The sequence below is a fragment of the Elusimicrobiota bacterium genome, assembly GCA_028718185.1.
Taxonomy (GTDB): Bacteria; Elusimicrobiota; UBA8919; order UBA8919; family UBA8919; genus JAQUMH01.
Map to the genome: position 1 here is coordinate 163659 of JAQUMH010000002.1, position 15252 is coordinate 178910.

General features: G+C 36.5%; 16 protein-coding genes. All 16 read right to left on the bottom strand.

What is annotated here, in order from left to right:
• Positions 1-8: 8 nt before the first annotated feature.
• Positions 9-638, bottom strand: coding sequence for a hypothetical protein (locus PHE88_05275; protein MDD5687227.1), 630 nt, complete (start codon positions 636-638; stop codon positions 9-11).
• A gap of 114 nt (positions 639-752) precedes the next feature.
• Positions 753-1778: a hypothetical protein gene (locus tag PHE88_05280; protein ID MDD5687228.1), complete on the bottom strand. Its 1026-nt coding sequence runs from the start codon at positions 1776-1778 to the stop codon at positions 753-755.
• A 14-nt stretch (positions 1779-1792) separates the two neighbouring features.
• Entirely contained in the window at positions 1793-3010 is a 1218-nt protein-coding gene (locus PHE88_05285) for a hypothetical protein (protein MDD5687229.1), read from the bottom strand.
• 527 nt (positions 3011-3537) lie between these two features.
• On the bottom strand, positions 3538-4287 hold the full coding sequence (locus PHE88_05290; protein MDD5687230.1) for an amino acid ABC transporter ATP-binding protein: 750 nt from the start codon (positions 4285-4287) through the stop codon (positions 3538-3540).
• Positions 4288-4483: 196 nt separating this feature from the next.
• Positions 4484-5149, bottom strand: coding sequence for an amino acid ABC transporter permease (locus tag PHE88_05295; GenBank protein MDD5687231.1), 666 nt, complete (start codon positions 5147-5149; stop codon positions 4484-4486).
• Positions 5146-5940, bottom strand: a complete 795-nt coding sequence (locus PHE88_05300) for a basic amino acid ABC transporter substrate-binding protein (GenBank protein MDD5687232.1) — start codon at positions 5938-5940, stop codon at positions 5146-5148. The genes PHE88_05295 and PHE88_05300 overlap by 4 nt, the downstream gene beginning before the upstream one ends.
• A 363-nt stretch (positions 5941-6303) precedes the next feature.
• On the bottom strand, positions 6304-7215 hold the full coding sequence (locus PHE88_05305; GenBank protein ID MDD5687233.1) for a hypothetical protein: 912 nt from the start codon (positions 7213-7215) through the stop codon (positions 6304-6306).
• Between the two features lie 71 nt (positions 7216-7286).
• Positions 7287-7661 carry a cyclophilin-like fold protein gene (locus PHE88_05310; GenBank protein ID MDD5687234.1) on the bottom strand — a complete coding sequence of 125 codons (375 nt, stop codon included), beginning with the start codon at positions 7659-7661 and terminating at the stop codon, positions 7287-7289.
• A 40-nt stretch (positions 7662-7701) separates the two neighbouring features.
• On the bottom strand, positions 7702-8613 hold the full coding sequence (locus tag PHE88_05315) for a sugar phosphate isomerase/epimerase (GenBank protein MDD5687235.1): 912 nt from the start codon (positions 8611-8613) through the stop codon (positions 7702-7704).
• A gap of 53 nt (positions 8614-8666) precedes the next feature.
• Complete coding sequence (gene gnd / locus PHE88_05320) at positions 8667-10118, bottom strand: decarboxylating NADP(+)-dependent phosphogluconate dehydrogenase (GenBank protein MDD5687236.1); 1452 nt, start codon at positions 10116-10118, stop codon at positions 8667-8669.
• Between the two features lie 13 nt (positions 10119-10131).
• A complete protein-coding gene (locus PHE88_05325) occupies positions 10132-10404 on the bottom strand; it encodes a type II toxin-antitoxin system RelE/ParE family toxin (protein ID MDD5687237.1) in 273 nt (90 codons plus the stop codon).
• On the bottom strand, positions 10397-10627 hold the full coding sequence (locus PHE88_05330) for a DUF6290 family protein (protein ID MDD5687238.1): 231 nt from the start codon (positions 10625-10627) through the stop codon (positions 10397-10399). Before PHE88_05330 ends, PHE88_05325 begins: the two co-directional genes overlap by 8 nt.
• A gap of 62 nt (positions 10628-10689) precedes the next feature.
• On the bottom strand, positions 10690-11940 hold the full coding sequence (locus tag PHE88_05335; protein MDD5687239.1) for a lactate racemase domain-containing protein: 1251 nt from the start codon (positions 11938-11940) through the stop codon (positions 10690-10692).
• 31 nt (positions 11941-11971) lie between these two features.
• Positions 11972-13114, bottom strand: a complete 1143-nt coding sequence (locus PHE88_05340; GenBank protein MDD5687240.1) for a hypothetical protein — start codon at positions 13112-13114, stop codon at positions 11972-11974.
• A gap of 38 nt (positions 13115-13152) precedes the next feature.
• Entirely contained in the window at positions 13153-14313 is a 1161-nt protein-coding gene (locus tag PHE88_05345) for a 4-phosphoerythronate dehydrogenase (protein ID MDD5687241.1), read from the bottom strand.
• 12 nt (positions 14314-14325) lie between these two features.
• The gene (locus PHE88_05350) at positions 14326-15213 is read right to left on the bottom strand and encodes an HAD hydrolase-like protein (GenBank protein MDD5687242.1); all 888 of its coding nucleotides are present in this window, start codon (positions 15211-15213) and stop codon (positions 14326-14328) included.
• Positions 15214-15252: the final 39 nt, after the last annotated feature.

The window sequence follows — 15252 nt, forward strand, 5'->3', positions numbered from 1 at the left end:
CCTATAAATTACCATATTGTTGTATGAGTGGACTGTTTACCTGGATCAGCCCAATCTTTTGAAGCAACTCCTTTCTTTCCATTTCCAGCCTTCATGCACATAAATTCTTGATCTCCATACCAATAATAATCAGAATTATTTCTTATTCCTTTAACATCGTAAGTATCTGGATTTTGGGGATTTGTACCAGAAACTGTAGTCTCATAATCATCAGGAAGTTCATCCCCATCAGTATCAACTTTCCCTGCCCATGCCCCTTGCCATTGATCATATACCCACTTATGATAAAGTTCATGAGCACATACTTCAGCAGCACAATCTATCCCTTTTGCTCCTCCAAAAGTAACTCCTCCTATAGTGTATTTAGTAGGATAATGTTCTTCTGATGCATCCGCACCAAGTCGAAGAGTACTAGGAGATATAAACTCACCATAACCAGAACATCCATATGTAAATTGACTCATATCAGGTACGACACCCCCCTCTTTCCAATAATAAAACCAATTAGGGACAGTAAACCAAGTAGCAATTTTTGGAAAAAAATATTGCACATTCACTGTTTTTGTAACCGTTTCGGCAAATACAATAATAGATATCAAACTTATAAAAATTAATATTACTAAACCTATTTTTTTCATAGAATTTCTATCCTTATTATTTATTTTACATATTACACTTCATCTTTGTAATATCCCCCTAACTTGTCTGTTGGTCAAAAAGGTTACTCCTGTAGACATTTATCATCGTTATAATCACCAAGTGAAAGAAACTGAAGAACAATAAATAATTGGTCGAATTTTTATTGGTTCTGGCTCTACATTAAGTCTTGGTCCATAAAAATATCTTACATCTAATTCAATATGTAATTGTTCTGTCGGAATAAGCTGTATCCCTAATAAGTAATAGGGACAGATTTTTAATATATCTTTTTGTATATTTTTATCTGGATTGCCATTGTTAAAAATATAATAGTGAATAGCATATTTATATACACCTGTTATATAACTTCCACCTAAACCTAAATATGGTGATATTCTCGCTGGATAATAAAAGTATTTTCTTATTCCCACCGTATAATTTATATGCTCTCTTTCTTCTTTATCTTCTCTCATTCCTTCACTGTAAATTGACTCTCTTTTAAATCGGCTGAAATCTGTTATAACACTTTCAAAACCCAATCCACCTCTAAGATTATATTTCCATATCATTCCAAACCCTAAATATCTTACATCTTTATAATAGTCACTAAATCCATTTATCAAACCAATTTCCAACCGTCTCCTCTGTCCACGAAATTTAATTGTATCTCCAGGTTCTATTTTTATCTTTGTCTCATATAGCTCACCTATTGATATCGCATCAGCGATTGCTTCTATCTCTACTTTGCCCTTGTAGTTCATACTGGAATCATAAACAATATAAACATCTCTTTCACGAACTTTATGAACTGACCCCTTATCTATTTCAACTAACTTTCCTTCTACCCTTCTTATTTTACCCCACTTCTTGCCTTTCTCTAATGATTTTTTCAATTCTACAAGTAAATATTCCAGATACTCTTCTTTTTTCGGTTCTTTAGTAATTATTTCTTTACGGTAGTAAATATCAACATCTTTATCTTTTTTTTTATTCAACCTCTTGTGAAGTTCTTTCAGTTCTTTTTCGCCAGTTTTAATTTCTTCTTCCCCATCAGCACCAACTCCATAAACATAAAATATAGGGGTAAATAAAAAAACACATACAACAATGAAAAAAGCACATAATTTTTTACTTTCCATTTTTTATATTTTCCTTATAATTTCATTATATAACACAATGCATAATATGGCGGTATTATACTACTGCCACCACCACTACTATTAGTTAAACTCACAGTATGACTATGACCACCAGAACCAGCCACAGTAATTATATGAGTATGATCTGCTGCCGGAGTACCATTGTTACTATTCACGGGAGGAGAACTGTAGTCTCTACCACCCATATTACCTGCATTACCAAATATAAATCCAGCACCATGTTCTGTCCCATCATTTCCCCAATCATCACCCGTCCAAGAAAAACCTGTCCCAGCATGAGAAAAAGGCAAAATATGCTTATGGCTACCAGCCATAATGGCATTAGCAGTATGAAAATGTAAACCATCAGTTGATGTTGATCCCGTTGCTGTATGTGTATGAGCAGCTATAGTTGAAGAACCTCCCGATGTATTAGGAGTATATACCATACCTGCACCTACTATAAATCTATCCATTAAATTTGGTGTGCCATTTGTTCCATCACATAAATGCCAACCAGTAGGAATATTTGCTATGGTACCAGACCACATTACAATACATCCTCGTGGAATTAAACCATACCCTATTGAAGTTCCAGTTTTTAACTCACTATTTATTTTTGAATTAGTAATAGAACCATCTTTTACATCATCTGCTATCTCTGCCTTAAAAGCATATCCCACACTAACTAACCGCTGTCTAGGAATTAGGACTTCTGGTACCCCATCTTTTATAACCGTAATTTCTAACCATAGATTATTTTCACTAAAAATATTTTTTATCCCAGTAACTCCTTCACCTAAAAACAACTGAAAAATACCATTTTTTACAATTACATTGGTATGTGCCTCTGTTCCCCATCTGATGCTACCACCAGTTGCACTATTAAATATAGCAAAATTAAGTGTATAAAGTCCATCTGGCTTATTTACACCACTTGCATCTGTCAATCTTCCTTGTACGCTTATTAATTCGGGTACTTCACTAAACACAAATTGAAAAGACAAAAATACAAAAACACAAATTGCCACACATAAAAAAACAGGTATCTTTCTCTCTGTTTGATTCGCAAAAAAACTCTTCCTTATCTTGTTTGATTGAAATAATTCTTTAAACATCTTTTGTTCCTCCTTTAAAAATATTTTAGTAGGTTCTTTAGTCAGGTAACATATTGTATCAATTATACTTATTTTGTCAAGTATTTTTATTATCTTGCAAACTTTTTTATGCAATTATCAACACTACTTGCCAGATGCTCGTTTGATTATATTATTTTATGGTTACATTCCTAAATGATTTGACAAGGGGCTATTTGTATATATTATTGTGCAATTATCGATATAATTAATTAACAACTATTTATTTATTATCCCGATTTTTATTTACGAAATTTGTTATCGGGATTGTGTTCTCGGTCGTTTCAGTAGAGCCGACCTCCGAGCACTAACCCGATTTTTATTTATAGAATTTGTTATCAAGATTGTGTTTCTCTTGATACTGCGGGATCATGTTCTCATCCGGTGCAAGTGCTCCGAGCTGCGTGTGTTAATTTTACTAAACTGCAATTATTCTGTCAATGACCTAATGCCACTTTTTTATGACTTTTTTCCACTGCGAGAAATTAAGTCCAGAATATTTACTTCGCCACATCTATTGATTCCCGATAGGAACACACGGAAATGACATATTACTTTGATAATGCAAAGAAGCTTGGCAACTACAATTGTTTGACATGTGGATAAGGATTTTTTTAATGGTCTTACTGCTTACTCTTATCGGTGTGTTTGCCTACGTCCAGGACTTTGCTGAGGAATTTTCTTGTTCTTTCTTTGTTTGGGGAAAAGAATATTTCTTGTGCTGTGCCTCTTTCGATGATTTCGCCTTTATCAAGGAGGATTATTGTATCGGAAATTTCCTTTACAAAACCCATCTCGTGGGAAACAACTACCATTGTCATTCCTTCTTTTGCGAGTTTTCTCATAACGTCAAGGACATCGTTTGACATTTCAGGGTCCAGCGCTGAGGTGGGTTCGTCAAATAACATTACTTTGGGGTTCAATGCTAATGCTCTGGCAATCGCCACTCTTTGCTGTTGTCCGCCTGAAAGCTGGTAGGGATAATTTCCTGCTTTTTCCAATAGCCCGACTTTTTTCAATAAATCTTTTGCTGTGTTTTCAGATTCACTTTGGCTTTTTTTCCTGACTATTTCCTGGGAAATCGTAATATTTTCTAAAACTGTTAAATGCGGGAACAAATTAAAATCCTGGAATACCATCCCGACTTCTTTTCTTATTTCAAAAAGGTTGGCTTTTGTTACCGGAATTTTATCTATTATTATTTCGCCCTCATCCGGGACTTCCAGCCTATTAAGACATCTTAATAGCGTGGTTTTCCCGGAACCGCTCGGACCTATTATAACGAAGACCTGTCCTTTTAGAACGCTAAAGGACACTTCTTTTAAAATATTGATTTTACCAAAATATTTTGAAACTTTGATTACTGATATCATTTTTTTATTTCACTGCTCTTCGCTGAAAAGGTACATATGGCACGCCGAGGGCGTGCAACTACAATTATTACAGCATATAAAGCACGCCGAGGGTGTACAACTACAACTATTACAGCACATAAAGCACGCCTAGGGCGTGCGACTACAATTATTAGAGTATCGGGACTTAATCAACTTTATTATTCGGATTACAATATTATTTCACTATTTTGTATTTCTTTTCTATTAAAGATACTACTTTTGTTAAAATCACTACCATGGCAAGGTATACCATTCCAACCATAAACCAGGTTTCAAAATCAACAAAATATTGTGTATAGAATTCCCTGCCTGCCCTGGTAAGTTCTCTTAAACCAATTATTGAAACCAGGGAACTATCTTTCAGGCAAGCGATAAATTCATTTGCTACCGGAGGTATAACTACTCGAAATGCTTGCGGGAGTACCACATATCTCATTGTCTGGATAGCATTCATACCCAGTGATTTACACGCATCATATTGCCCTTTAGGTATTGCTTCTATTCCGGACCTGAATATTTCGCCTAAATATGCGCTATAACATATGCTTATTGCAATAATACCGGCAGGAAATTGAGAAAGATTAAATAATTTGCCAAGCCCAAAATATATAAAAAATATCTGAACTAAAAGCGGTATTCCACGAATCATATCAATATACGCCATCGCTGTCTTTCTAAGTAAGGGACTGTGAGACGTCCTTACCAGCGCGATAATGATTCCCAAAATAACCGCTATTAAAAAGGATAATATCGTTATCTTTAATGTTATCGGGACAACAGGTAAGAGAAATTTTAATATTTTCCAATATATTGCAAATTCTCTTACAAAAAAATTTATCATTTACCACCTATTTGCCACTTGATTTCAAGTTTTTTTAAATCACCTGTTTTCTCAAGTTTAGCTATTGCGGAATTTACTTTATCAAGCAGTTCTTTATTATCTTTTCTTATAGCTATACCATAATATTCTTTTGTAAGTAATTTACCTACAGTTTTAAATTTACCGGGTCTTGTAATAATTATCGACTTGTTTGTAGGCACATCATTTATTATAGCGTCAAGTTTTTTATTTTCTAAATCTAAAAACGCGGCGCTTATATTATCAAAGCTTACAACTTTAGCATTTTTTATTTTTTTTGCTTCCATTTCACCTGTGGTTCCTAACTGGACACCTATCCGTTTACCAACTAGTCCTTCCAACCCCTTAATATTTTGTTCGTCTTTACTAACTGCTATTGACTGACCGGCTAAATAATATGGTTTTGAAAAACTAACTTCTTTTGCCCGGTCTTCAGTTATTGTCATTGCGGAAATCACAGCATCATACTTTCTCTGTTTTAACCCGGAAATAATCCCGTCAAACGGAACAACAATAAATTGCGGTTCTTTACCTATTTCTTTGGCTATCGCTGTCATTAAGTCAATATCAAACCCGACTACCTTGCCTTCACCGGCTACTGTCTCGAATGGCGGGTATGTTGCGTCGGTACCTATTTTAAGTACTTTAGTATTTTCAACCGAGCAGGCAGTTAAGATAACTACAAGCAGGAAAGAAAATAAATTAAGCGTTTTGGTGCAGATACTTTTCCCTTGGGATTTCCTGGGACACTTACGGGTTTGATTCAAAAACATTTGTTCCTCCCTCTTCATTAAATAACAAGAAACCAAATGCAAGATGTAAGATTCAAGAAGTAAGATTAGATTCTAACTATAAAATACCTTGTTCAACCTTAATCTTAAATCTAGAATATTCAGTAATTAATTTCAAATATGCAAAGCAAGCTTTGCAACTACTTTTTATACTTCTGATTGCCAAGGGCAATCTACTACGTTATATTCATACCATCGGGTGGGCAAGCCCACCCCTACAATATCTTTATATCTGCAAAGCGAGCTTTGCAACTACTTCATATACTTCTGATTGCCAAGGGCAATCTACTACGTTACATTCATACCATCGGGTGGGCAAGCCCACCCCTACGTGTAATTATATAATTAATTCAAACCTATTAGTTTAAGAGGGTTGTGGTAACATAGACATAACAGTTCTTTTTCTGTAAATTCACCTGTGCTCCTGAGATACTTTATACATTGAGTTATGGTTTTAGAAGAACCGCATAATGTATTACTGTCGAAAGAATGAATTGAACCGTCTTTTTTCAGTATAACATTATTTCCTGATGTTTTATATTTACCTACAGGCAGACCGGCAATCGGTGCCTGGTCGCTGATACATATACAATTATCAATACCTTTTGCCTTGATTAACGTCTTTATAAAAGACAGCGGCAGGTGGTTCCCGTCGCCAATAAACATCGCAGTAAGTTTGTCTTCGGACATTTGGTCCCAGATTTGGTTGGGATGTCTTGGAAGCATTGCAGGTATACCGTTACCAAGATGAGTACAGGCAGTAGCTCCAGCTTTAACCGCTAATTGGATTTCTTTTGTTGTCGCTAAATGATGACCCAGCGAAATGACGCAATTATATTTCTTTTTTATATATTCAATCATTTTGGGTGTATTCTTGCCTTCAGGAGCGATTGTAAGAATGGATATTTTATTTTCACATAAACCAAACAACCAATCGACATCATTTTTATTAATTGGTCTGACATACTTTTTATTATGCGCTCCTACAGCACCGTCTTTTTTTGAAATAAAGGGCCCTTCAAGGTGAAAACCGGGAATATGTCTTTTATATTTCTTTTCCTTCATCACTTTCAATATAATAGGTATGTTCTTCTCATATATATCAGGAGAATTAGTTATAATAGTAGGTAAAAATATCTCAGTGCCGATTGAAACCATTTCATCAATTGTTTTTCTAAAATTTTCTATTGTAAGGGCATCTGATGAATAATCTATTCCTTTATAACCGCCTAACTGAAGATCAACATAGCCTTTCATTTTTACCCTCTCCTTTTACCCTCCTACACAGAATAAATAAAGGGTAATCCGCCAACGCTTTAGTGGCGGATCTACATAACTTTTTCAATAACTACTAACGTACCACTCTTGACTTTTTTAAATACTGTCGGGTCGCCTATTATTTTTCCTAAAATATTTACTGCGCTGGCAGGTCTGATTTCGTCACCTTGACTTGCCGGTGTCCTGCCAAAAAAAATACAGAACGCTTTGCCGGGGAACCAATACGCGATTGTTCCTAAATCTACAATTTCTTTAGCATCTTCCTCATCACAAGAAACCGGAATAGCAAAATATATTTCGTCTCCCCACGTATTCGCTTTCGCTTTAATGGGTAGAGCGTCATATATAGTTCCTGCAGTCTGAGAATCATTTAATTCCGCCTGCATTTCCACTTTCCCTGCAGTGATTTTAATCTTTTTTAACATAATCACCTATAGTTTTCATTGAAAAAATCATAAAAACCACTTATAATTTCGCCCAGGCTTCTTTGAATGTCTGCTTGGCATTTTCAATAACTGACTCGCTTGTTTCATTTGAAAGCGGTTTCACTTCAAAACTCACTATTGGTTTTGTTCCTTTACTGAAAAAACCGATATCAAAAAGTACTTTTAAAAATTCCCTTAATTCCTCTACACCATTTTCTCCACCTTCAATTCCAAACCTGGGATGCTGGTCACCGTAAGCAGGATGGTTCTTGTCTTTAAAAACACAGTTGCCCATATGCATATGAGTTAAATAATCTGCGGCATTGGTCAAAGCGTCTTTTGTTGTTTCAAACTGGATTGGAAAATGCGATAAATCAAGCACCAATCCGAAATTATCACATTCTTTTCTCACTTCTTTAGCAATTTCTACGGCTTCCTTGGATGGACCAATTAAACTTTTTTTATCTATATCCCTGTCAAATGATTCAAGCTCAAAATTCAATTTCTTTTTTTTGGCATATTTGGAAAGATATTTTAATGAATCTACAAGAAGTTTTTTTGCCTTATCTCTATCTGCTTCTCCAGGGTCAGCACCGGAAAGAACAGCTACACCTACTGCTCCTAAATAGGATGCTTCATCTATACCTCTTTTTACTTCATCTATTGCTTTTTGACGTTCCACTTTATCCAGAGCACTCAAGTTAAACTTATTTACCAAGAGTCGCGGTTGAGCACCATATGCAACCGCCAAACCACTGCTTTTCAACAACTGTTTTACGCTTTCCCTGGTTTTATCGTCCTTAATCCACGAAATCTCAACAGCAGTAAAGAAACCATCGTCACAAATTTTCTTCAAAGTTTCCAATATCTGCCCTTCGCCTTTCATCGTCTGGGGATATGCCATGAAATGTATTACCCCCACTTTCATAAAATCATTCCAATTTTTTTCCATTTCTTCTCCCTCTTTCAAACAATTGCGTAATGTGTAAAGTGTTATACAATACCTTATGCCTTATAAGTTGTTGCTACTGTATCTCCGCCTTCACCGGTCCAGTTGGTATGAAAGAATTCGCCTCTGGGTTTGTCCACTCTTTCGTAAGTGTGAGCGCCGAAATAATCACGTTGTGCCTGGAGCAGGTTTGCCGGCAGCCGCTTACTGCGATAACCGTCAAAAAAGTTCAGCGCGGTACACATTGCAGGCACAGGTACACCTAATTTAACAGCTGTGGTTATAACTTTTCTCCACGACGGTTGTGCCTTTTCCACAATATCTTTAAAGAACGGGTCTAATAACAGATTTTCAAGTTTCGGATTTCTATCAAACGCTTCTTTGATTTTGCCCAGGAAAGCTGAACGGATAATACAACCTCCGCGCCACATCAATGCAATACCGCCGTAATTCAAGTTCCACTTGTATTCAACTGCAGCCGCACGCATAAGCTGATAACCCTGGGCGTAACTGATAATCTTGGAAGCGTACAATGCCTGACGGAGGTCGTCAACAAAGGTCTTTTTACCACCTTTGTACTTTTCGTTCGGACCGGATAATATCTTTGAAGCATTTACTCTCTCGTCTTTTAACGCCGATAAACACCTGGCAAAAACAGCCTCGCCTATAAGAGTTAACGGCTGGCCTAAATTTAACGCTTCTATAGATGTCCATTTGCCGGTACCTTTCTGCCCTGCAGTATCAAGAATAAGGTCAATCACCTCATTACCATCCTCATCTTTATAACCGAGAATATCTCTGGTTATTTCAATAAGATATGAATCAAGCTCGCCTTTATTCCATTCGGTAAAAACTTTATGCATTTTTTTGTTGGTCAAACCAAGCCCTTCTTTCATTATTTGGTAGGTCTCGCAAATCATCTGCATATCGCCGTATTCAATACCGTTATGGACCATCTTGACAAAATGACCTGCACCGTTTTCGCCTACCCATTCACAGCAGGGTTCACCTTTTTCTGTTTTAGCACATATTTTCTGAAATATCGGTTTGACATACTGCCACGCTTCCGGGGAACCGCCGGGCATAATGCTGGGACCTTTAAGCGCGCCTTCTTCTCCGCCGGAGACTCCAGTGCCAATATACAGCAAACCTTTTGCCTCACACTCTTTTGTCCTACGAATAGTATCGGGAAAATGAGAATTTCCGCCATCAATAATAATATCACCTTTTTCCATTACAGAAGCTACCTGGTCAATAAACGAATCTACAGCAGCACCGGCCTTAACCATTAGCATAACTTTACGCGGTCTTTTAAGAGAATCTATCAGCTCTTTAATAGAATGTGTACCTATAATGTTTTTACCTTTAGCCCGTCCCTGAACAAACTTGTCTACCTTCTCCAGTGTGCGATTATAAACAGCCACCGTAAAACCTTTGCTTTCTATGTTAAGCACCAGATTTTCACCCATTACTGCCAAACCAATCAAACCAATATCCGCTTTGTCCATTGCTCAAACCTCCTCATATTTTTTTATAAATATCCCCTCTGGGACCAATCAAGTGAATCGGGACTTCTTTCTTTAATTCATTTATTTCATAGATAATTCTTAAGTTGCCTATGCGAAATCGGTATAAGTTTTGCCCATGAATTCTTTTTATTCTACCACCAGGATGATAAAAAGGATTATCTTCAATATGCAGAAAACAATCCCTTAATAAATCTTGCGTTTTTTTATCAACTTTTTCACAATATTTCTTCGCCTGTGAAGATAAAAGGACTGTAAATTTATCCATTAAGCACTTTTCTCCATGGAGTATATTTGCCTTCCCTGTACTCTTTTCGTCCTTTTTCAATCAGATCCCACGATTTTAAACTAAGCTCATCTTCAATATATTCTACCACCATCTCTCTGATTAAAGTTGAAACTGATTTATATTGCTTTTCAGCGATGTCTTCAAGTAAACAAGCAAGCTTTACCGGCATTTTAACCCCAATAAGTTTAACTTTTGTTTCCATATTTTCCTCCCGTTAAACAAAGTATAACATAGTTTAATTGTTTTGTCAAGTACTTTTTTATTCTAACTTTTCAACCGATAAAGAATCTCGCCGGCTTTGGGGACGAGCAAAATTCCCTTGTCTTCTTTATCTTTATAATCTTCTATTTTTATCTTATCCGGATTCATATATCCCAAATTCACTTTACGGCATCGTTCTTCAGGTATTCCTGTCGCCAGGACTACATTAACTCTGGGTTTTTCTATCCCGTTTTCAAAACTGCCTATGCCTTTGACGTGAGTAGAATGAGCCAAAACACCCCACGGAAAATGTTTGAAATCATCCCATTGTTTTACAAAATAATCGCGGGTATGATAACCCACTTTGTCAATAATCTTACCATGGCTGTAACTTATTTCATTAATATGCGGAGCATAAATTATCAGGGTGCCGCCCTCCGCAACCACCGGTTCTAATTTATACATGCATTTACCTGCCGTCCACACATCATCATACATTTTCGGCGCACAGGAAAGAACGGTATTAAAAGGTTTGTCTTTATATATAATATGCAATTTATCGGAGAGGTCAGCGGCAGAAGACCATGCTTCTTCAGGAGAACCATAATATAAACCGGCAAGCTCCTCGCCTTTAACCACCAGACAAAAAGCGCTGCGTTTCACTTTCAAATGCGAAACCGCACAATCAATCACCTGGCGTACCGGCGTACTTTTATGCCCGTTTATCATGGGGTTTGTAATTATCGCTCCTAACCAATGAAAAAAATCGATAATTTCCTGACCTGCAATACCAGGGAATATATACTTATTACCCCCGGAAAAACCTACCACTTCGTGCGGAAAAACAGGTCCAATAATTAACAAATGGTCATAATCAAGCACCTTGCGATTAACAACTATTTTGACCGGCATTTTAAATTTATTATCAGTAATTTGAGAAATTGTTTCCTGCGGTATGGTTCCTATCAGGGTAAGCGCATCCGGTTCTTTCCAAAGATGATTGAAAAACCGGACTTTTGGATATTTTTGTTTATGTTCTTCAGCAGTTATCTCTACTCTTTGGTAAATTTGCTCGTCAGTCATAGGCGGATGAGTACCCAGGGCTATTAAAAAATCAAGTGTTGCTGCCCGGTGGGCGAGTAATCTATAAAGTATCTTAAACATCTGTCCTATAGGCGCAGTTCGTGTATGGTCAGGAATAATAACCAGTACTTTTTGGCCGTCAAGACCGGCGGATTCCACAGAATCAGCCATTAAACTGGCTATTTCTTCTTCCGCTAAAAATCTGTTTTCGTACCCTTTTCCGATAACCACGATAATATAACTCCTAACATTATTATAAATTCTATTTTTTGAAATATCCTAAATCTTTTTCTATTTCATATTCTTTTAACTTAACATCTTCTCCCTTTATCAACATTTTATCATTCTTTATTTTTAACTTCTCTACATTATTAAATTCAGGATAATGTTTTAATACTTGCTCCTTTACATTATACCTAATTATTCCATCTCCTCTTGTACCAATCCAAAGATATTTATTATCGCTTACTAATGTAGTCGGCCAATTGTACATATCTTTAGCAATATAGATTATATATGTTTCATTGTTCTCTTCATCATAAGCCCATGTTCCACCTTTGAAAATAGCATAATAATTGATCTTTCCAATTTTAAGAACATCTAAACGACTACTGGGATTAACAACATTCCCTTTATATTTTCTTATTTTTACTTTTCCATTAGTTATATACCCTTTATTGTCAATTACCCACACTTGTTCAGCATACTTATTATTGTCTAAATTATTTTTAACCATATCTGCTGTTAAAAACCGGTCAGGATATTTATTCTTAAAATAAGATATAAATATATTTTCTCTTGCTTTATCAAGGTTTTTAGAAGGTGTAAATTCCCATGTTGGAAATGTACCTGGATCTTTTAACCATGTAAAATCATACGTAAGGAATGCATTATCTTTAATATCAATTATATAACAAGCAGCAGCATCTACTCCTGTTCCTCCGCCATCACAAGATATAAATACCTCAGATATATTATCTTTGTTTAAATCTAATACCTCCCATGAGAATATATTATATGGTTTTACTTTAAAAGAAAAATTTTTATCAAGCGCAAATTCTCCATTTCTATTCTTACGAATAAGATATAAAAGAGAATAAGCGTCCATATCACGGGTCGCCGGTTGAATTATATCCGGTTGAACTATATATTCAGGCTGTACATCATTGTCTGTTTGAACAACAATTGCACTTGGTCTTGTGCCTATTTCACTTTTACTATTTGCCGACGATTTTACTAATTCTGGTGAAATAACTTTTAATAGATCTTTAAGAATAGTATCTGATGCTTCAATTGTTTTCCCGACAATTATTTTCTCTTGGCTGATAGTTTCAACACTTTTTAGTTTATAATTCAGTAACAATATAATTAATGCAAATAAAAAAGTTAATTTAAGTTTATTCATAACAATTAGTCATCCATGTAATCTTAGGACGAAGTCGCTTATTTTATATTAAATCCCAGAGACGTCAGAACTTCTGATAATTTTTTGTCATCCCTTGATAATTTAACGTCTATACTCTGAAATTCTCTACGAACCGGATATTTCTTTCTTAAGAGGTCAAAATAGGGACCTTGCTCATTTACCGGTAATTCAATAATTTTTCGTAATTTTTTGTCGTCTTCGAGAATATTATACATCTGACTCACCAGATTGTCAACCACGCTTTCAATCCCTTCTTTATCGTAACTATCATTATTAAAAACCAATGGCGGACGCGTACGGTCAAAAAGTATTTTGTCCGGATTCCATTGAACAGGAACTCCCAAAAATCGGCATAATTCCTCATAAACCATAAATGTGCCATTGACTTTACCGTCATAAGAATAACCCGCAATATGCGATGTACCTAAAGATACGAGTTTGACAAGTTCTGCGTCGATAGACGGTTCCTTTTCCCAGACATCAAGCACGACGGCGGATAATTTTTTACTCTTTAAAGTACTTTTCAGAGCATTATTATCTACCACCGAGCCACGCGAGGAATTTATAAGTATGCTGCCCGGTTTCATCGCAGCCAGAAAATCCTCGTTCACCAAATGATATGTAGCATCCTGCCCTTCCTTATTCAGGGGCACATGGAAGGTAAGTATATCTGCTTTCATAAGTTCTTTTAAAGGGAGATATTTACGGTCACCGGTACTTCGCGCCATAGGTGGGTCATTTAAAAGTACATTCATACCCATCGCTTTAACTTTGGTTACTACCCTGCTGCCGACTTTACCAACCCCGATAATTCCTAAAGTCTTACCTTTAAGTTTGAAATTCTTTTTTTGGGCTAAAAAAAGAAGGGCGGCAATAACATACTCTGCCACCGAATTGGCGTTGGAACCGGGCGCACTGACAAATTTTATATTTTTTTTGTTTAGATATGGAATGTTTACATGGTCGGTACCGATTGTAGCCGTCCCGACAAACCTGACTAAACTCCCATCCAGAAGCTCCGGTCCCACTTTGGTTACCGAGCGGACAATAAGAACTTCTACCCGGTTTTTCTTGATAATCTCGGAAGTTATAGAACGCCCGGGCATTATTATAGTCTGACCTAATGTACCAAAGGACTCTTTAACGAAAGGTATATTTTCATCAGATAAAATTATCATAATGATTTTCTATTACTTTTTCCAGGGCGGTGTGTCCGGTAAATATGCATCAAATTCGGCTATTAGTTTCTCTTCGTATTTTCCGGCATATTCGCCATCAGTGAACTTCTTCATTGACTCTTTATATAACCGTTCCCAGGAAGCGTCTTCATTACCAGGATTAATCGGATAGAAAAGGACCTGGTTTGCCCGTGCAGCTTTCATATCACCCGGCGCATCACCAATCATAATGACGTTGTTTTTATCATAACGCCCTTTTATTGCGATTTCAAGATGTTCTTTCTTTGTGCCCATCTCCTGCCCGGCTATTACTTTAACATATTTGTCTATTCCATGCTCCTGCCATTCCCGGACAAGCGCCTCACCCGGAGTAGCCGAGACAACAATTATATCAGCTACTTTAGACATCGCTTCCAAATTTTCCCTTACAAACGGGAAAGGAGGAACGCCGCGTACGAATCTGGTGACAGTATTATTAACTTCCTTTGACCATTTAAGTGTCCTTGTCAGGACAGGGTCATTAGTTTCTTTAACTGCTTTTTCCAAAGCAGGGTTACCCAGTTTAGTTTCTTTTTCCATCCACTTACGGAGAGAATCGACTTGCGGTAATTTAATCCCGCGCCTTTTGACTTCTTCACGTTCTTTTAAAAGATCAAAGACCATAACGAGGGCAGGGAAGCGGTTAATCCCTCGCCACTTGGAATACAGGTTTACAAATTCCGCAGCCTCACGGGCATATTTTGAAACAGCCTGCAAATCCCATTCGTTAATAATATTAGGGATAAAACATTCTTTGTGCTTGATTTCCATGGTATCAAAAGCACACCCGTCAGAATCAATACCCACCAGAAACTTCTTCTCATGTTTAAAATCTCTAAGCGCCTGTGCAGCATCAACCATGACTTTTTACCCTCCTTAATATTTGTGAAATGTGAAATG

Excerpts from the sequence above, each read along its gene's own strand:
- PHE88_05325 (MDD5687237.1), bottom strand. The coding sequence starts at position 10,404 with ATGGATAAATTTACAGTCCTTTTATCTTCACAGGCGAAGAAATATTGT.
- PHE88_05350 (MDD5687242.1), bottom strand. The coding sequence starts at position 15,213 with ATGGTTGATGCTGCACAGGCGCTTAGAGATTTTAAACATGAGAAGAAG.
- PHE88_05310 (MDD5687234.1), bottom strand. The coding sequence starts at position 7,661 with ATGTTAAAAAAGATTAAAATCACTGCAGGGAAAGTGGAAATGCAGGCG.
- PHE88_05290 (MDD5687230.1), bottom strand. The coding sequence starts at position 4,287 with ATGATATCAGTAATCAAAGTTTCAAAATATTTTGGTAAAATCAATATT.
- PHE88_05300 (MDD5687232.1), bottom strand. The coding sequence starts at position 5,940 with ATGTTTTTGAATCAAACCCGTAAGTGTCCCAGGAAATCCCAAGGGAAA.
- PHE88_05345 (MDD5687241.1), bottom strand. The coding sequence starts at position 14,313 with ATGATAATTTTATCTGATGAAAATATACCTTTCGTTAAAGAGTCCTTT.
- gnd (MDD5687236.1), bottom strand. The coding sequence starts at position 10,118 with ATGGACAAAGCGGATATTGGTTTGATTGGTTTGGCAGTAATGGGTGAA.
- PHE88_05340 (MDD5687240.1), bottom strand. The coding sequence starts at position 13,114 with ATGAATAAACTTAAATTAACTTTTTTATTTGCATTAATTATATTGTTA.
- PHE88_05275 (MDD5687227.1), bottom strand. The coding sequence starts at position 638 with ATGAAAAAAATAGGTTTAGTAATATTAATTTTTATAAGTTTGATATCT.
- PHE88_05295 (MDD5687231.1), bottom strand. The coding sequence starts at position 5,149 with ATGATAAATTTTTTTGTAAGAGAATTTGCAATATATTGGAAAATATTA.
- PHE88_05280 (MDD5687228.1), bottom strand. The coding sequence starts at position 1,778 with ATGGAAAGTAAAAAATTATGTGCTTTTTTCATTGTTGTATGTGTTTTT.
- PHE88_05305 (MDD5687233.1), bottom strand. The coding sequence starts at position 7,215 with ATGAAAGGCTATGTTGATCTTCAGTTAGGCGGTTATAAAGGAATAGAT.
- PHE88_05315 (MDD5687235.1), bottom strand. The coding sequence starts at position 8,613 with ATGGAAAAAAATTGGAATGATTTTATGAAAGTGGGGGTAATACATTTC.
- PHE88_05330 (MDD5687238.1), bottom strand. The coding sequence starts at position 10,627 with ATGGAAACAAAAGTTAAACTTATTGGGGTTAAAATGCCGGTAAAGCTT.